Here is a 16804-nt window from a genome sequence, read left to right on the forward strand (position 1 = left end):
ATAACAAAGCCCGGGCTTGAGAAAGTCTGGGCTTTGCGCATAAAAAGAGGCTGTGTCAGCATTTTGACACAACCTCATTTGTTTTTAGGTACGGACTTTATGGATTATCCGTGTCTATTTAGTCTGTACCTGATTTATGTCAAACTTGAATTTATTTACAATTCGATGATCAGGGATTCACGCGCTTCCATCTTCAACTCTTTTTCAAAGAGAATTGTTTTGCCGCTTAGAATATCTTTTCCTTGTTTCTTGTCTTTCAAAATTTCTTTGTAGAATTTTAAAGGAACGGTGGTTTCTGAATCTGTACCGTTCAGCATTACGAAAACAATTTTGCCCTCATACTGACGAGCATAGGCATATACGCCGTTTTGTACCATAAACTGAGTCATACTGCCTTTGGCAATCACATTGTTTCCTTTACGCCAATTCAGTATTGTTTTGTAGAAATTGTAGCAATCGTTTTGAATTTTGCTGCGGCCTTCGGCTGTCAGTGCGGTTTCTTTATCGTCTGCCCAGCCGCCGGGGAAGTCTTTACGAACATAACCGTCGCTCTTGCTCTTTACGCCGTTCATCATAATCTCCGTTCCGTAGTATAATTGCGGAATGCGTCGGGTGGTGAGCAACAGGGTAGAGGCTTGTTTCAGCATCGGAAGGTTTTCTCCTTCACCCAAAAAGCGGTCGGTGTCGTGATTCTCGATGAAAGCGAGTACCGATTCCGGATTCGGATAAAGAAAATCATATACGAAACTGTTATACACTCGGTCTAATCCTTTAAACCAAGTTTCTGTTTCCTCCGTTTTGGCAATGTTGATTTTATCATAGAAACTGAAATCCATTACCGTCTTCAGATTGCTGTTTTTAGGAGCGGACAGTTTGGAGTCCTTTTGCCACCATGCGGTATATGCCGGTTCGGTTACCCATGTTTCGCCTACGGTGTTATAGTTAGGGTATTCTTCATTCAACTCTTTCATCCATTTGCTCATGGCATCATAGTCGGCATAGGGGTAAGTATCCATACGGATACCGTCTATGTCGGCATATTCAATCCACCAGAAACTGTTCTGAACGAGATAACGGTATACATGCGGGTTATTTTGGTTGAGGTCGGGCATGGCGGTTACGAACCAACCGTCATTCATCTGGCTGAAATCGTATTTCGAAGCATAAGGGTCTACGTGGGGAGTCAGTTTGAAGGATGTCTGCACAAAGTTATTTTCATGGTCGGGGTTGTTGAACCAATCTTTGCAAGGCATGTCTTTTATCCATATATGCTCTACACCGCAGTGGTTGAAAATCATATCCATTACGATTTTAATGCCGCGTGTATGAGATTTTTCGATGAGCTGCTTATACTCTTCATTGGTGCCGAAGCGGGGATCTACTTTATAATAATCGGTGGTGGCATAGCCGTGGTAGGAACCGCCGGTCATGTTATTTTCCAATACCGGAGTAAACCACAAGGCAGTTACGCCCAAATCGGAAAAGTAATCAAGGTGCTGTTCGATACCTGCGAGGTCGCCGCCATGACGAGCATTTGGGTCGTTGCGGTCTACCTTATATTCTGCCATGCCTGCTATTTGGTCGTTGTCCGGGTTGCCGTTGGCAAAACGGTCGGGCATTAACAGATAGAGTGCATCGGATGCATCGAAACCTTTGTGCTCGCAGCCTTTTTTGGCACGTGCCTTTAACTCATATTCTTTGACGAACTTTTTCTTGCCTTGCGTGAAGGTGAGTGGCATTTTACCGGGTTTCACATTTTTATCCAATCTGAGGTAGACCAGCAGGTAATTATTGCTTTCCAATTTGACTGTGCTGCTCAGTGAGACGCCGGGATAGTTGACAGATACCGTTGCATTGCCGATGCCTTCACCATATACCATTAGCTGAAGTTCGGGGTTTTGCATACCAGTGTACCAAAATGGTGGATCGATTTTGTTTACGTTCATAGCTGCGTACGTACTGAGGGAAAGTAGGAGTGTTCCTAAAATGAAGAATACTTTTTTCATGATATTAGCTTTTCGTTATTTTCTCCGCTAAATTAAAAAAAATAGCGGAGAAGGCTGTTACCTCTCCGCTATTATCCTTTATGCAGGTTATGCAAACGTTTTCACTGCTTACATCAGGAATCCCAACAGAATACCGGCAGCTACTGCTGAGCCGATAACGCCCGCTACGTTCGGACCCATGGCATGCATCAACAGGTAGTTGGTTGGATCATATTCCAAACCTACTACTTGAGAGATACGTGCGGAGTCAGGCACTGCAGATACGCCTGCATTACCAATCAGCGGATTAATCTTGTTGCCTTTCTTCAGGAAGATATTGAATATCTTCACGAAGATTACACCGGAAGCGGTTGCGATGATAAATGAGAATGCACCCAAACCAAAAATCCACAATGAGTCTGTAGTCAGGAATTCGGATGCTTGTGTGGAAGCACCTACAGTCAGACCAAGCAGAATTGTGATGGTATCAATCAGCGGACCGCTGGCTGTGTTAGCCAGACGGCGGGTTACACCACTCTCTTTTAGTAAGTTACCGAAAAATAGCATACCTAACAAAGGCAAACCGGACGGAACAAGGAAACAGGTAAGTAACAGACCGATAATCGGGAACATTACTTTTTCCGTATGAGAAACTGCACGTGGCGGTTTCATGCGGATAAGACGCTCGTTCTTGCTGGTCAGCAGACGCATGATAGGCGGTTGGATTACCGGTACTAATGCCATATAGGAATAGGCGGACACGGCAATTGCACCCATCAGGTTGGGAGCCAGTTTGGACGAAAGGAAAATGGCTGTCGGACCGTCGGCACCACCGATGATACCGATAGCACCAGCTTGCATCGGATCGAATCCGATAGCCAAAGCAGTCATGTATGCACCGAAAATACCGAATTGTGCGGCAGCACCGACTAGCATCAGCTTCGGGTTAGAGATTAGAGCGGAGAAATCCGTCATAGCTCCGATACCCAAGAAAATAAGTGGCGGATACCAACCGGAAGTTACCCCTTGATACAGAATGTTAAGTACAGACCCTTCCTCATAGATACCGACTTTTAATCCGGCTTCCATATTGAAAGGGATATTACCGATCAGCATACCGAAACCGATAGGAATCAGCAACATCGGCTCAAATTCCTTGGCAACAGCCAAGTATATGAAGAATAAACCTACCAGAATCATTACCAGATGTCCGCCTGTTGCATTGGCAAAACCTGTATAAGTCCAGAAGTCTGCAAGGTTATTTCCTAAAAATGTGATAAATTCTCCCATATTATTCAATAATTACAAGGTCAGTACCTTCGAGTACGGATTCTCCTTTACTAACATTAATAGCGGTAATTTTACCGTCTTTGTCGGCATTGATATTGTTCTCCATTTTCATGGCCTCCAGGATAATGATAACCTGGCCTTTCTTCACGGTATCACCCACATTGACTTTGATGTCAAGGATAACACCTGGCAGCGGAGATTTTACACCTGACTTGCCGGTTGAAGCAGCAGCCGGTTTTACAACTGGAGCAGTCGGGGCAGCTGGGGCTGCACTAACAGGGCGTACTACCGGTTTGACTGCAACTTTCGGAGCTTTTTCCATTTCTACTTTGTAGGGAGTACCGTTCACTTCTACGTGAGCGATGTTGTCTTCAATATCTCCAATAGTAACTTTATATGCGTTACCGTTGATTTTGTATTTATATTCTTTCATCGTTTTATCTTTATTAAAGGTGACTTTACTTTCTCTGAGGGGTTTCACGCAACGTGTAAATCTTTGAACTCCAAGGTGAATAGCTGCGTTTTACGCGGGTAATGGTGAGTACGGTGTCTTCCACATCGTGTACATCACTCTGCATTTCGTGCAATGCCAGGGAAATGGCTGCGAATACTTCACCCGGTGCTTCTCCCAGTTGTTTTTCTTTAGCCTCTTTTTTATCGGTAATGCCCTTAGCGCGCATTGCGTTACGTTTGCTGAGGTTTACAGAAATCTTGCCTATAATCTTGAAAGAGATATAAAGAAGGAGTAATCCGGAAAATACTACACTCATGGCGGAAATAGCCATACCGATACCTATACTGTCATGCTCTTCAAACTTCTCCATTTTAGCATTGCTGTCAATGGTTTTGTTATTGGTGCTTGGAGTTACATACTTATCGGACGCATCTCCTTTTACTTCCCATTCCGGAGTGGCATCACTGACACGTGCATAAGATTGGTTGGCTTGTAATGTTCCGGCGGGTACCACAATCTGGTCCAGTAATTTCTTGCCGGAATCGTATAAGCCGATCCAATTGGCGTTCTGGCTGTCTAACTTAAAGTTGGTATGGAAAGTACCGCGATTAGGTTCTCCGTCTGCCCAAAACAGCGCGTGCTGACGAGGTTTTACCAAAGTCAGGACATCACCTTTCGGGATGAAATAGGTAGCGGTGTCACCCGGTTGGCTGCTGAATTTCAGATAGCAACCTGCAAGGTCGGCGCTGCCATATGATTTGTTGAATATCTCAATCCATGCGCTGTGAACACCGTAATCATCCTGAAAGTTGCTTTCGTTGGTGATAAGCACTTCATTCAGCAACAGTTTAGAGTTTGACTCCTTTTCTCCACAAGAAGAACAGAACCCCAGCACCAGCATCAATGAAAGGAATATTCCGATTTTTGTTTTATTCATAAATTTGAGTTTTTATTTTTTAATTCTCAACTGTTAATTCTCAATTCTTAAAGAGGAATATTACCATGTTTCTTGGCCGGGTTGGTCAATTTCTTGGTTTGCAGTTGTTGCAGGGCGCGGATAATGCGGAAACGCGTGTTGCGCGGTTCGATAACATCATCGATATAGCCATACTTGGCTGCATTGTAAGGATTGGCAAACAGTTTGGTATATTCAGCTTCTTTTTCAGCCAGGAACTGAGCCGGATTTTCTTGCTCTTTAGCCTCGCGTGCATACAGAACTTCTACTGCACCTGCACCACCCATAACTGCGATTTCAGCAGTAGGCCATGCATAGTTCATGTCACCACGAAGTTGCTTACAGCTCATTACGATGTGCGAACCGCCATAGGATTTGCGTAGGGTGATAGTAACTTTAGGTACGGTAGCTTCACCGTAGGCATACAGTAATTTGGCACCGTGCAGGATAACACCGTTGTACTCCTGACCGGTTCCGGGAAGGAAGCCCGGTACATCTACCAAAGATACGATAGGAATATTGAAAGCATCGCAGAAACGGACGAAACGTGCACCCTTACGAGAAGCGTTGCTATCAAGTACACCTGCCAGATATTTGGGCTGGTTGGCTACAATGCCGACTGATTGTCCGTTGAAACGGGCAAAACCAATAATGATATTCTTGGAATAGTCTTTCTGAATTTCAAGGAACTCTCCGTTGTCAACGATAGCACCGATAACTTCGTACATATCGTAAGGCTTGTTCGGATTGTCAGGGATAATATCGTTCAGAGAATCTTCCAGACGGTCGATGGGATCTGTACAATCTGTGTAAGGAGCTTCTTCCAAATTATTTTGAGGGATGTAGCTCAGTAGCTTGCGGATAAGTGCAAGACCTTCCTCTTCGGTCTTTGCAGTGAAGTGAGTTACACCGGATTTGGTAGAGTGTACGCTTGCACCACCCAAATTTTCCTGGCTGACATCTTCTCCGGTTACGGTCTTTACCACTTTCGGACCAGTAAGGAACATGTAGGACGTTCCTTCCATCATTAGTGTAAAGTCAGTCAGGGCAGGAGAATAAACCGCACCACCGGCACAAGGACCGAAGATACCGGAAATTTGGGGAATAACGCCAGAAGCAAGAATATTGCGTTGGAAAATCTCGGCATATCCGGCTAAAGCATTGATACCTTCTTGAATACGTGCACCACCCGAGTCATTGATACCGATACAGGGAGCACCCATCTTCATTGCTTGATCCATGATTTTGCAAATCTTCAAAGACATGGTTTCCGACAATGAACCGGCAGAAACAGTGAAATCCTGTGCGAAAATGTAGACCAAGCGACCGTCGATGGTACCGCAACCGGTAACCACACCGTCGCCGGGGTAGTGTTTCTTTTCCATACCGAAATTCGTACATCTGTGCTCAACAAACATGTCCATTTCTTCGAAACTTCCTTCATCGAGTAACATTGCTATACGCTCGCGAGCTGTATATTTCCCTTTCTCATGTTGCTTTGCAATCGCTTTTTCACCACCACCAAGACGCGCAGCCGTACGGCGGTCAATAAGCTCTTTAATTTTCTCAAGTTGATTACTCATATTCTTTATTTATGATTTATGATTTCAGATTTATGTTTTCGGATTTATGATTTCAAACCATAAATCTTTATTCTCCTTTTTCGCAAAGTTCCGTCAATACGCCGAGTGTGGATTTCGGATGCAGGAATGAGATGTTCAAGCCTTCCGCACCTTTACGGGGAGCTTTGTCAATCAGGCGGATACCTTTTCCTTCAACTTCTGCGAGAGCGTTTGCCACTCCGTCTTCCACAGCAAATGCTAAATGGTGCATACCGCCGTTACCGTTGTTCTTTTCGATGAATTTGGCAATGGTGCTTTCGGGAGAAGTGGGTTCGAGCAACTCAATTTTCACGTCACCTACTTTCAAGAAAGCGGTTCTTACCTTTTGATCTTCTACGGTTTCAATGTTGTAGCATTTTAAACCTAATACATTTTCGTAGTACGGAAGGGCTTCTTCAATGCTTTTTACAGCAATGCCTAAATGTTCAATGTGCGAAATTTTCATAACAGTTTTTATTAATGTTGGTATTCAATTCCAAATTTTTAAAATCAGCAGTACAAAGAAAGATATTTCTACTTGAATAAAGAAATTTTTCGCCAATTAATTATAAAGGTATTTCTTCTTAAAATGATTTTATAATTGAGACAACCGGTCGTTGTTTTATCTATTGATGGTACTCGTTTTTTGTTATAAAAGAGATTCAAAAGCTTTTTTTGTTATATCTTTGTCAGTAGAATTTCAATCGGACAAATATTATGTCACATTTAGCTCCCTTGATCGCCGATTTGGCATTGATACTGATTTGCGCCGGAATAATGACGCTATTATTTAAAAAACTGAAACAACCGTTAGTCTTGGGGTATGTCGTTGCAGGCTTCTTGGCCAGTCCTCACATGGCTTATACCCCTTCGGTGATGGATACGGCAAACATACAGACTTGGGCGGACATCGGCGTTATTTTCTTGCTGTTTGCTTTGGGGCTGGAGTTTAGCTTTAAGAAAATAGTCAAGGTGGGGGGAGCCGCTATAATCGCTGCTTGTACAATTATATTCTGTATGATATTGTTGGGCGTGGCAGTTGGCACGGCTTTCGGATGGAAACGGATGGACTGCATTTTCTTGGGCGGTATGATAGCCATGTCTTCCACTACTATTATCTATAAGGCATTTGATGATTTGGGCATGCGCAAGAAAAAGTTTACCGGGCTGGTGCTCAGTGTGTTGATTTTGGAAGATATTCTTGCCATTGTCCTGATGGTTATGCTGTCTACCATGGCAGTCAGTCATAATTTTGAAGGGACGGAAATGCTGGGCAGTATAGCAAAACTGTTATTCTTTCTTATATTGTGGTTTGTGGTCGGCATCTATTTGATTCCTGTTCTGTTGAAAAAATGTCGGAAGCTGATGAGTGAGGAGACTTTGCTGATTGTATCGCTCGGGCTTTGTTTCGGTATGGTTGTGCTTGCTGCCCATACGGGATTTTCAGCAGCGTTCGGCGCTTTTATCATGGGGTCTATTCTGGCTGAAACGGTAGAGGCGGAAAGTATTGAACGTCTGGTTAAGCCGGTAAAAGATTTATTCGGCGCCATATTCTTTGTATCTGTAGGTATGATGGTAGACCCTTTGATGATAGTAGAATATGCGGGTCCTATTGTTGTCATCACATTGGCGGTTATTGTCGGGCAATCGTTGTTCGGCACATTGGGAGTATTGCTTGCAGGGCAGCCGCTTAAGACGGCTATGCAATGCGGATTCAGTTTGACGCAGATTGGAGAATTTGCTTTTATCATCGCTTCTTTGGGAGTGTCTTTGCATGTAACAAGTCATTTTCTGTATCCTATAGTGGTGGCTGTATCTGTCATTACTACCTTTCTTACCCCTTATATGATTCGTTTTGCAGAACCGGCTTCCAATTTTGTCGATACGCATTTGCCGGAACGGTGGCAGAAATTTTTGCTGCATTATGCTTCCGGTTCGCAGACTGTGAATCATGAGAGTTTATGGAAGAAACTGATATTTGCTTTGTTGCGTATTACGGTGGTTTATTCCATTGTAAGTGTGGCGGTGATTGCTATCGCATTCCGCTTCCTGGTACCGTTTTTCAAGGGAAACTTGCCTGGGATTTGGGGCTCTTTATTGTCTGCTTTGGTCATTGTTCTGTTTATTTCTCCTTTTCTGCGAGCCATCATGATTAAGAAAAACCATTCGGTAGAATTCGTAACATTGTGGCGCGACAGTCGGGGAAATCGCGCTCCGCTGGTAGCTACTATCGTGCTGCGAATTCTGTTGGCAGTTTCTTTTGTGATGTTTGTAATAGCCGGACTGTTTAAACTGTCGGTTGGTCTTGTCTTTGGAGTTGCGGTACTGCTGGTTATAGTGATGATACTTTCCAGACAGTTGAAGCGGCAGTCTATAATGATTGAACGTACTTTTTTTCAGAATTTGCGGTCGCGGGATATGCGTGCGGAATATTTGGGCGAGAAGAAGCCTGAATATGCAGGCCGTCTGCTTTCGCGTGATTTGCATTTGACGGATTATGAGATTCCCGGGGAATCGGCTTGGGCAGGCAAGACGCTGGCGGAGTTGAATTTTGGCAAGCGTTATGGGGTGCATGTCGTTTCTATTCTTCGTGGACGCAGGCGGATAAATATTCCCGGTGCTTCTGTGCGTCTTTTTCCTTTAGATAAGATACAGGTTATTGCTACTGATGAAGAATTGAATGTGTTTGGTGAGGAAATGAATAAGCTTTCAACGATAGCTGCGGACGCCGTGGAAAAAAGTGAGATGATACTGCGTCAGTTGCGTATCGATGCAAATTCCCCGTTCTTAGGTAAAACATTGAAAGATGCAGGCATACGCGAGAAATACCACTGCCTGATTGTTGGAGTGGAGCGAGGAGGGGAAACTTTGCATGCTCCTGACGTGCACGAGCCTTTTGTCGAGGAGGATGTAGTATGGATTGTCGGTGAGAATGTCGATGTGTACAAATTGGTCGGTGAAAATGATGAGAATGTCGACCTGTGATATTGGAATAACGGTTATCTTTGCTTTACGAACATAAACTTTAAAAAAGAAATATCATGAAAAGTGATCCGAAAGACTGTCTGTACTGTCAGAATAATGAAACGTTGCATAATCTGATGATTGAGATTGCGCAGCTTAGTGTGTCACGTGTCTTCCTTTTTAAGGAACAAACTTATCGCGGGCGCTGCCTTGTGGCTTACAAAGACCATGTCAATGACTTGAATGAACTAACGGATGAGGAACGCAATGCTTTCATGGCTGATGTTGCCCGTGTGACTCGTGCCATGCAAAAAGCTTTTAATCCGGAAAAGATTAATTATGGTGCGTATTCAGACAAATTATCTCATCTTCATTTTCATTTGGCGCCGAAATATGTAGATGGTCCCGATTATGGTGGTACTTTCCAGATGAATCCGGGAAAGGTGTATCTGACGGATGTCGAATATCAGGAATTGGTTGAAGCGGTGAGAAGCAAACTTTGAAAGAGAATGAAGTATAAAGTATAAATTGGCAATGAGCATGATTTATGAATGACAAATGGTTATGTAATATCATAGCATAGCCATTTATACCTTATACTTCGTATTTTATATTTTATTTAAAATTTTGTCCATTACCCAGTTTGTCAGTGTTGCGCTTTCGCCATCGCAGTTACAGATTGATTTGCCAAGTAAATGGTCTACAACAGCTTGAATAAGCGGTTGCTGGACGTAAATGGGGTTTTCTACAGGGATTTCTTCCCTTCCTCGTTCGGTGTGTAAGGCTATGGGATCATAGGTAAATACAGAAAAGCATATCATACCTTTGTCTCCGATGATTTCGATACGGTCTTCACGTGCAGACTCATGTGCAACGAAACACCACGAGCCGCTGCCTACCAGACCGCTGTCAAATTGGAAACAGGCACTGAGGGTATCCTCTGCAGAATATAGTCCGCCACGGTTGCTCTTGTATCCGTTGGCTTCAAGAATATATCCGAACATATCTTGCAGTATGTCTATCTGGTGTGGAGCCAAATCATAAAAATAACCGCCACCGGCGATATCGGGCTGTACACGCCAGGGTAGGTTCTCCTTGTTATAGTCCAGATCGCGAGGTGGCTGGGCAAAACGAATTTGTATATTGATGACATTTCCGATGGCCCCTTCTTCCACCAATGACTTTACTTTCAGGAAATAAGGAAGATAACGGCGGTAATAGGCTACAAAACAAGGTATGCCAGTTTCTTGGGAAATACGGTTGATGCGGCAACACTCTTCATAAGTCACTGCCATCGGCTTTTCTATGTATACCGGTTTGCCGGCTTTCATGGACATGATGGCATATGTGGCATGGGAAGAGGGTGGGGTGGCAATATATACGGCATTTACGTCTTCATCATTAATCAGTTCCTGTGCATCATTGTACCATTTGGCAATGCCTCTTTCTTTGGCATAAGCTTTGGCTTTGGAGATATCCCGACTCATCACAGCTACCACTTCGGAGTGTTCAATTTTTTGAAATGCAGGTCCACTTTTGTATTTGGTCACTTCTCCGCAGCCGATAAATCCCCATTTTATTATTTTCTCACTCATACTTGTATATTATTCTTCAAAGTCGAAATCAAAATCAAAGTCATCCACGAATTCAGGCGCAGTAAAGTCTTCCAGTTCACGGCGATCCTTTTTGGTGGGGCGTCCCGTTCCCTTAGCGCGGTTGATAAATCCGCTGATTTTGCTCATTTCCAACAGTTCATATTGCTCCGGGGCGGTTATGTTCTCCATCATTTCGGGAACAAGCTTGGCGCCTACACGCTTTTCAATAGTCTGTAGTACTTTGAAAGAATAGGTAACCGGCGGTTTGCGTACTTGTATTACATCTCCCGGCTTCACCATTCGAGCTGCCTTTGCAAGTGCACCATTGATACTGATACGTCCTTTTTTGCAGGCTTCGGCTGCAATTGTACGTGTCTTGAATATGCGTACAGCCCACATCCATTTGTCTATTCTTGCTTCACTCATTTCTTGTTGAACTGATTCATTGTAATGTCTATACCGGCGAGACAGAAACTTTTAATGATTTCGCCGGCTGTTTTCAGGCGTTCATCCATTGTTTTCCAGTCTTCGTCCGTAAAGTGTCCCAAAACGAAATCCACTTGTCCGCCGCGGGGAAAATCATTACCGATACCAAAACGCAGGCGGGCATAGTTTTGGGTACCTAATGTGGCTGCAATATGTTTCAGTCCGTTATGTCCCGCATCGCTTCCTTTCCCTTTCAGCCGCAGGGTGCCGAAAGGTAGTGCCAAATCATCTACTACAATCAGTACGTTTTCCAACGGAATGTTCTCTTTTTGCATCCAATAGCGTACGGCATTTCCACTCAGATTCATGAAAGTAGACGGTTTCAGCAATATCAGTTGGCGTCCTTTGAACGGCATGGTAGCTGTAAAACCATAGCGTCCGTCATTAAAGGTTATTCCGGCTGCTTGAGCTAAAGCATCTACTACCATGAAGCCTATATTATGGCGGGTTTCGTGATATTCGGGACCGATATTGCCTAAACCGGCAATTAGATATTTCATTTTTATATACTTGGCTTTAATGATAATTCAGATAAAAAGAGAGGAACGCGGATTATCGCAGTTGTCCGCGGATATGAAATCTGCGTCGTCTGCGTTAATCCGCGTTCCGGAATATCTCGTTTGCTTACTAAGAAAGCGCCGATTAGTTGTTTGCTGCAGCTGCAGCAGCACCTCTTGCGGCACGAGTCAACTTAACAGCACATACAACGGCTTCTTTAGCATTCAACAGTTCCAAACCTTCGTAGCTTAATTCACCTACTTTTACCGTTTTGCCCAATCCCAAATGAGATACATTGACAATCAGTTTTTCAGGAATAGCGTTGTACAAAGCTTTAACTTTCAGTTTACGCATCTGCAGAGTCAGCTTACCACCGGCTTTCACACCTTCTGCCAAACCTTCCATTTGTACGGGAACTTCCATTACGATAGGTTTAGTTTCATCAATCTGATAGAAGTCAACGTGCAGGATAGTATCTTTTACCGGGTGGAATTGAATATCTTTCAAGATAGCATTTACTTTCTTGCCATCGATAATCAGGTCAACCACGTAGATGTGCGGAGTATAAACCAAATTGCGCAGACCTTCTGCCGGTACAGTGAAATGAACGTTTTCACCTGCTCCGTAGAGTACGCAAGGTACACCGTTGTCTTTACGAATAGCTTTCAAAGCTCTTGCTTGTTCCGAAGAACGCTCTGCAATAGTTCTTGCAGTTCCTTTTACTTCAATTGATTTCATTTTAATTTCTTTTTGTGTTACTCTAAATTAAGTAGATTATTGCTTAATTCACCATCACACGATGTGGTTCACCACACGATGTTGCAAAAAAGCGGTGCAAAAATACCGCTTCTTTTTGAATTATCAAAAGGTTTTCCTTTAAAAATCAATATCTATTTTAATTTCTCCGTCAAGCGGAGAATCTTTTTCTTTCTGTTCTTCTGCCGGCTGCACATTGTCTGGTTGTTCTTCATTGTCGTTGCGGCGCATAAAACATCCTTGCTGTTCCTGAATGAAGCCAATAGCCTGTTGCAGGCCATTCATGAATTTTTCAAAATCTTCTTTGTACAAAAAGATTTTATGTTTTTCAAAACTAACCTGTGATTCATCTCCTTCACCTGTTACTATCTTCTTGCTTTCAGTGATAGCAAGGAACATTTCGTCCTTTCTGTTTTTCTTAACATCTAAATAATAGATGCGCTTGCCTGCTTTAATGGATTGGGAGAATACTATTTCTTTGTCGCTCACGTCCAGTCCGCTTTTCTTTTTAAAGTCTTCCATATTATAGCTATCTTGTTGTAATCGGGTTCAAAATTGACGATTTTTTTTAAACTGTCAAAAGAAAAAGCCCGGATAATGATTATCTGCATTAAAAAATGTGATTTATTTATGTAAACTCATTAAAAATATCTACTTTTGCACCTCGTTAAAACACCAGTATTTACTTTAGTTATGATAAACAGAGTTCTTATTCGTCTTAAGATTATACAGATTGTATATGCTTATTATCAGAATGGCAGTAAAAATTTAGATGCTGCGGAGAAAGAGTTGTTCTTTAGTCTCTCCAAGGCATATGACCTTTACAATTATCTGCTTATGTTGATGATAGCCTTGACGAACTACGCACAAAAGCGCATTGATGCGGCAAAAGCAAAATTGGCTCCCACAGCCGAAGAGTTGTATCCGAACATGAAGTTTGTAGAAAACAAATTCATTTCCCAACTGGAAGTGAACAGGCAGTTGATGGACTTTATCTCCAACCAGAAACGTACATGGGAGAATGATGAAGATTTTGTTAAAGGATTATTTGAAAAGATTGTAGCATCTGATATATATAAGGAATATATGGCTTCTTCCGAAAACTCTTACGAGGCAGATCGTGAATTATGGAGAAAGCTTTATAAGACATTCATTTTCAATAATGAGGAACTTGATATATTGCTCGAAGATCAAAGCCTTTATTGGAATGACGACAAGGAAATTGTGGATACATTCGTTCTGAAAACAATCAAACGCTTTGATGAGAAGAATGGCGCGAATCAGCCGTTATTGCCTGAATTTAAGGATGATGAAGATCAGGAGTTTGCCCGCCGTTTGTTCCGCCGTGCTATTCTGAACTGCGATTACTACCGTCATCTTATCAGCGAAAACACACGTAACTGGGATTTGGACCGTGTAGCTTTTATGGATGTAGTTATCATGCAGTGTGCATTGGCCGAAATATTGAGTTTCCCGAACATTCCCGTCAGCGTTTCGTTGAATGAGTATGTAGATATAGCCAAAGTGTACAGTACAGCCAAGAGTGGCAGTTTTGTCAATGGCACTTTGGATGGAATAGTTAAGGAATTGAAAAAAGAAGGGAAGTTGTCGAAAAACTGATACCTTTGTTGAATAATAAAAATTAAAACGGAATATTTATGAATTTGATGACAGTATTTTTCCTGCAAGCTCCTGCTGCAGGCCCGGACGGAAGCATGATGTGGATTATGTTGATAGCTATGTTCGCTATTATGTATTTCTTTATGATTCGCCCGCAAAATAAGAAGCAAAAAGAAATTGCGAATTTCCGCAAATCTCTTCAAGTGAACCAAAAGGTGATTACTGCCGGTGGCATTCATGGTATTATCAAGGAAATTAACGATAATGATGTGGTTCTTGAAATTGCTTCCAACGTTAAAATCCATATTGACAAGAATTCCATTATTGCCGCTGCTGCTGATGCAAACAGTAGTCAGGCTTCTAAATAAGCAGATGTGAGCCTATGTTTGATCGTAGGAACATAAGACGTATTTATTTGAATATAACCGGAAAAACAAAGGACTTTCTGCTCAGTGATAAGAGCAGAGAGTTCTTTGTTTTTTTATTTTTCTTCTTTATAGCCGGTGGTTTCTGGTTGTTGCAGACACTGAACAACGATTATGAAGCGGAATTTTCTATTCCGGTCCGTTTGCGTGGAGTGCCTAATAATACGATGATTACTTCAGAGCCGGTTTCCGAACTGCATATAAAGGTAAAGGATAAAGGTACTGTTTTGCTTAATTATATGTTGGGAAAGAGCTTCTATCCGGTTTCGCTCGATTTTTCCGATTATAAAGCTGTTGATAATCATGTACGTATTTATGCTTCTCAGTTTGAGAAAAAAGTGCTGAGTCAGTTGAATGTTTCCACCCGCTTGCTTTCTATGAAGCCAGATACCTTGGAATACATTTATGCAACGGGAATGTCCAAATTGGTGCCTGTCAGATTATCGGGGACAGTGGGTGCCGGCCGTCAATATTATTTGTCGGATACGATTTTTAAACCGGACTCGGTTTTGGCTTATGCACCGGAAGGGGTACTGGATACGATAACCGCTGCCTATACCCAGCCTGTCAAACAGGAGAATGTCTCCGATACATTGCGGCAACAGGTGTCTTTGCTTGCGCGACGAGGTGTGAAGTTTGTTCCTGCCTCTATCGAGATGATACTTCCTGTGGACATTTATACGGAAAAGACGGTGGAAGTGCCGTTGCACGGCGTAAACTTTCCGGCTGATAAAGTATTGCGTGCTTTTCCTTCTAAGGTTCAAGTAACTTTCCAGGTAGGGCTTAGCCGTTTCCGTGAGATAACTGCAGATGATTTTCATATCAATGTTTCTTATGAGGAACTGCTGCGTTTGGGGTCGGACAAGTATACGGTAAAATTGCGGAATATTCCCGACGGGGTGAAACAAGTGCGTTTTAATCCGGAGCAGGTCGATTTTCTTATAGAACAAATATCTCCTTCATTATGACTGTCAAGATAGGTATAACCGGTGGTATCGGCAGTGGAAAAAGTGTTGTGTCCCGACTGTTGGAGGTGATGGGAATCCCGGTCTATATTTCTGATGTGGAAACCAAACAGCTTATGATGACAGACTCTTGTATTCGCAGTGAGTTGACTGCCTTGTTGGGTGAGGAGGTGTATGCCGGTGGAGTATTGAATAAGTCTCTGCTTGCGTCTTATCTTTTCGGTAGTCCCGAGCATGCCGGGCAGATTAATGGTATTGTTCATCCGCGTGTAAAAGAGGATTTCAGGCAGTGGGTTTGTCAGCGTGCGGCATGCCGGATGGCAGGAATCGAGTCTGCTATTCTGATAGAGGCTGGATTTGCAGATGAGGTTGATGTAGTTGTTATGGTTTACGCTCCCGAGGAGATACGGGTACAGCGTGCCATGAAGCGGGATGCTTCCTCACGCGAACTGATAGAAAAGCGCATTCGTAGTCAGATGGGCGATGAAGAAAAACGGAAACTGGCAGATTTTGTGATAGTGAATGATGACGAAACACCGTTAATTCCGCAGGTTTTGGGCTTAATCACTTTTCTGTCTCAAAATAATACCTATCTTTGCCCACCGAAAAAATGAACTACTAATTACAAAAACTGAATATATTATGTTGAAGACTATTTTGTCTATTTCCGGTAAGCCGGGATTGTATAAACTCATCTCTCAGGGAAAGAATATGTTGATTGTGGAGTCACTTGTTGACAAGAAACGTTTTCCTGCTTATGGTAATGAAAAGATTATCTCTTTAGGAGATATTGCCATGTATACAGATACAGAAGAAGTACCTTTGAAAGATGTACTTCTCTCTATGAAGAAAAAGGAAAACGGTGCAGCCGTGGCATTGGATGTAAAAAAGGCTTCTGTGAAAGAGCTCCAAGCTTATTTGGCGGAGGTGTTGCCTAATTTTGACCGCGACCGCGTATATGTGTCTGATATTAAAAAACTGATTTCCTGGTATAATCTGTTGGTAGCAAGTGATATGACAGACTTTGAAGAAACATCTGAAACTGCTGCTGAAGAGGTTAAAGAAGAAACAGCTGAATAATTATACTTCATTCTGAGGTTAAAATAAAAAGAGGGTATGTCAAAATTAACATCCGCTTGCTAATTGTTTCTTTTTAGGCACAGATTACACGTCCTTTGTTCTTTTTCCGTGAAATCCGCGAAATCCGTGC

18 protein-coding genes are annotated in these 16804 nt (G+C 42.7%); 7 read left to right on the forward strand and 11 right to left on the reverse strand.

What is annotated here, in order from left to right; translation table 11 throughout:
* Positions 1-155: 155 nt before the first annotated feature.
* The 6 genes from AB5903_RS09735 to mce all read right to left on the reverse strand — a co-directional run bounded on the left by AB5903_RS09735 (position 156) and on the right by mce (position 6751).
* Positions 156-2006, reverse strand: coding sequence for a glycoside hydrolase family 13 protein (locus AB5903_RS09735; RefSeq protein WP_016662446.1), 1851 nt, complete (start codon positions 2004-2006; stop codon positions 156-158).
* Positions 2007-2114: 108 nt separating this feature from the next.
* Complete coding sequence (locus AB5903_RS09740) at positions 2115-3275, reverse strand: sodium ion-translocating decarboxylase subunit beta (RefSeq protein WP_005652056.1); 1161 nt, start codon at positions 3273-3275, stop codon at positions 2115-2117.
* 1 nt (position 3276) lies between these two features.
* Positions 3277-3708, reverse strand: coding sequence for a biotin/lipoyl-containing protein (locus AB5903_RS09745; protein WP_016662445.1), 432 nt, complete (start codon positions 3706-3708; stop codon positions 3277-3279).
* A gap of 25 nt (positions 3709-3733) precedes the next feature.
* A complete protein-coding gene (locus AB5903_RS09750; protein WP_005652052.1) occupies positions 3734-4666 on the reverse strand; it encodes an OadG family transporter subunit in 933 nt (310 codons plus the stop codon).
* A 47-nt stretch (positions 4667-4713) separates the two neighbouring features.
* On the reverse strand, positions 4714-6267 hold the full coding sequence (locus AB5903_RS09755; protein ID WP_005652050.1) for an acyl-CoA carboxylase subunit beta: 1554 nt from the start codon (positions 6265-6267) through the stop codon (positions 4714-4716).
* A 67-nt stretch (positions 6268-6334) separates the two neighbouring features.
* Positions 6335-6751, reverse strand: coding sequence for a methylmalonyl-CoA epimerase (gene mce / locus AB5903_RS09760; RefSeq protein WP_016662444.1), 417 nt, complete (start codon positions 6749-6751; stop codon positions 6335-6337).
* Positions 6752-7002: 251 nt separating this feature from the next.
* On the opposite strand from mce, the gene AB5903_RS09765 reads away from it, so the two are divergent.
* On the forward strand, positions 7003-9270 hold the full coding sequence (locus AB5903_RS09765; RefSeq protein ID WP_005652047.1) for a cation:proton antiporter: 2268 nt from the start codon (positions 7003-7005) through the stop codon (positions 9268-9270).
* A gap of 56 nt (positions 9271-9326) precedes the next feature.
* Positions 9327-9752 (forward strand): HIT family protein, encoded by a 426-nt coding sequence (locus tag AB5903_RS09770; protein WP_005652045.1) that lies wholly within the window; start codon positions 9327-9329, stop codon positions 9750-9752.
* A gap of 105 nt (positions 9753-9857) precedes the next feature.
* Here AB5903_RS09770 and AB5903_RS09775 read toward each other — a convergent pair whose 3' ends face one another.
* From AB5903_RS09775 to AB5903_RS09795, 5 genes are all read right to left on the reverse strand, one after another.
* Entirely contained in the window at positions 9858-10844 is a 987-nt protein-coding gene (locus AB5903_RS09775) for a Gfo/Idh/MocA family protein (protein WP_005652043.1), read from the reverse strand.
* A 9-nt stretch (positions 10845-10853) separates the two neighbouring features.
* Complete coding sequence (locus tag AB5903_RS09780) at positions 10854-11270, reverse strand: RNA-binding S4 domain-containing protein (RefSeq protein WP_005652041.1); 417 nt, start codon at positions 11268-11270, stop codon at positions 10854-10856.
* The gene (pth, locus tag AB5903_RS09785; RefSeq protein ID WP_272709833.1) at positions 11267-11830 is read right to left on the reverse strand and encodes an aminoacyl-tRNA hydrolase; all 564 of its coding nucleotides are present in this window, start codon (positions 11828-11830) and stop codon (positions 11267-11269) included. The genes AB5903_RS09780 and pth overlap by 4 nt, the downstream gene beginning before the upstream one ends.
* 142 nt (positions 11831-11972) lie before the next feature.
* Entirely contained in the window at positions 11973-12566 is a 594-nt protein-coding gene (locus AB5903_RS09790) for a 50S ribosomal protein L25/general stress protein Ctc (RefSeq protein WP_005652037.1), read from the reverse strand.
* Positions 12567-12704: 138 nt separating this feature from the next.
* A complete protein-coding gene (locus AB5903_RS09795) occupies positions 12705-13106 on the reverse strand; it encodes a PUR family DNA/RNA-binding protein (protein ID WP_005652036.1) in 402 nt (133 codons plus the stop codon).
* Between the two features lie 171 nt (positions 13107-13277).
* Here AB5903_RS09795 and nusB point away from each other — a divergent pair, with 171 nt between their 5' ends.
* From nusB to AB5903_RS09820, 5 genes are read left to right on the forward strand one after another with little or no spacing between them, the layout of a single operon-like run.
* Positions 13278-14204, forward strand: coding sequence for a transcription antitermination factor NusB (gene nusB / locus AB5903_RS09800; RefSeq protein ID WP_005652034.1), 927 nt, complete (start codon positions 13278-13280; stop codon positions 14202-14204).
* A gap of 38 nt (positions 14205-14242) precedes the next feature.
* Positions 14243-14572, forward strand: a complete 330-nt coding sequence (gene yajC / locus AB5903_RS09805) for a preprotein translocase subunit YajC (protein ID WP_272709832.1) — start codon at positions 14243-14245, stop codon at positions 14570-14572.
* A gap of 14 nt (positions 14573-14586) precedes the next feature.
* The gene (locus AB5903_RS09810) at positions 14587-15597 is read left to right on the forward strand and encodes a CdaR family protein (RefSeq protein WP_005652030.1); all 1011 of its coding nucleotides are present in this window, start codon (positions 14587-14589) and stop codon (positions 15595-15597) included.
* The gene (gene coaE, locus AB5903_RS09815) at positions 15594-16208 is read left to right on the forward strand and encodes a dephospho-CoA kinase (RefSeq protein WP_272709831.1); all 615 of its coding nucleotides are present in this window, start codon (positions 15594-15596) and stop codon (positions 16206-16208) included. The genes AB5903_RS09810 and coaE overlap by 4 nt, the downstream gene beginning before the upstream one ends.
* A gap of 28 nt (positions 16209-16236) precedes the next feature.
* Entirely contained in the window at positions 16237-16674 is a 438-nt protein-coding gene (locus AB5903_RS09820) for a DUF5606 domain-containing protein (protein WP_022103571.1), read from the forward strand.
* Positions 16675-16804: the final 130 nt, after the last annotated feature.

This window comes from Bacteroides sp. 2201st1_D9_2201SCRN_220225, from assembly GCF_040928965.1.
Taxonomy (GTDB): Bacteria; Bacteroidota; Bacteroidia; order Bacteroidales; family Bacteroidaceae; genus Bacteroides; species Bacteroides stercoris.

Bases quoted from the DNA above. Each gene is read 5' to 3' on its own strand.
- nusB (WP_005652034.1), top strand. From the start codon at position 13,278: ATGATAAACAGAGTTCTTATTCGTCTTAAGATTATACAGATTGTATAT.
- AB5903_RS09770 (WP_005652045.1), top strand. From the start codon at position 9,327: ATGAAAAGTGATCCGAAAGACTGTCTGTACTGTCAGAATAATGAAACG.
- AB5903_RS09795 (WP_005652036.1), bottom strand. From the start codon at position 13,106: ATGGAAGACTTTAAAAAGAAAAGCGGACTGGACGTGAGCGACAAAGAA.
- AB5903_RS09765 (WP_005652047.1), top strand. From the start codon at position 7,003: ATGTCACATTTAGCTCCCTTGATCGCCGATTTGGCATTGATACTGATT.
- AB5903_RS09775 (WP_005652043.1), bottom strand. From the start codon at position 10,844: ATGAGTGAGAAAATAATAAAATGGGGATTTATCGGCTGCGGAGAAGTG.
- AB5903_RS09745 (WP_016662445.1), bottom strand. From the start codon at position 3,708: ATGAAAGAATATAAATACAAAATCAACGGTAACGCATATAAAGTTACT.
- AB5903_RS09790 (WP_005652037.1), bottom strand. From the start codon at position 12,566: ATGAAATCAATTGAAGTAAAAGGAACTGCAAGAACTATTGCAGAGCGT.
- AB5903_RS09820 (WP_022103571.1), top strand. From the start codon at position 16,237: ATGTTGAAGACTATTTTGTCTATTTCCGGTAAGCCGGGATTGTATAAA.
- AB5903_RS09780 (WP_005652041.1), bottom strand. From the start codon at position 11,270: ATGAGTGAAGCAAGAATAGACAAATGGATGTGGGCTGTACGCATATTC.
- coaE (WP_272709831.1), top strand. From the start codon at position 15,594: ATGACTGTCAAGATAGGTATAACCGGTGGTATCGGCAGTGGAAAAAGT.
- AB5903_RS09755 (WP_005652050.1), bottom strand. From the start codon at position 6,267: ATGAGTAATCAACTTGAGAAAATTAAAGAGCTTATTGACCGCCGTACG.
- AB5903_RS09810 (WP_005652030.1), top strand. From the start codon at position 14,587: ATGTTTGATCGTAGGAACATAAGACGTATTTATTTGAATATAACCGGA.
- pth (WP_272709833.1), bottom strand. From the start codon at position 11,830: ATGAAATATCTAATTGCCGGTTTAGGCAATATCGGTCCCGAATATCAC.
- AB5903_RS09740 (WP_005652056.1), bottom strand. From the start codon at position 3,275: ATGGGAGAATTTATCACATTTTTAGGAAATAACCTTGCAGACTTCTGG.
- AB5903_RS09735 (WP_016662446.1), bottom strand. From the start codon at position 2,006: ATGAAAAAAGTATTCTTCATTTTAGGAACACTCCTACTTTCCCTCAGT.
- mce (WP_016662444.1), bottom strand. From the start codon at position 6,751: ATGAAAATTTCGCACATTGAACATTTAGGCATTGCTGTAAAAAGCATT.
- yajC (WP_272709832.1), top strand. From the start codon at position 14,243: ATGAATTTGATGACAGTATTTTTCCTGCAAGCTCCTGCTGCAGGCCCG.
- AB5903_RS09750 (WP_005652052.1), bottom strand. From the start codon at position 4,666: ATGAATAAAACAAAAATCGGAATATTCCTTTCATTGATGCTGGTGCTG.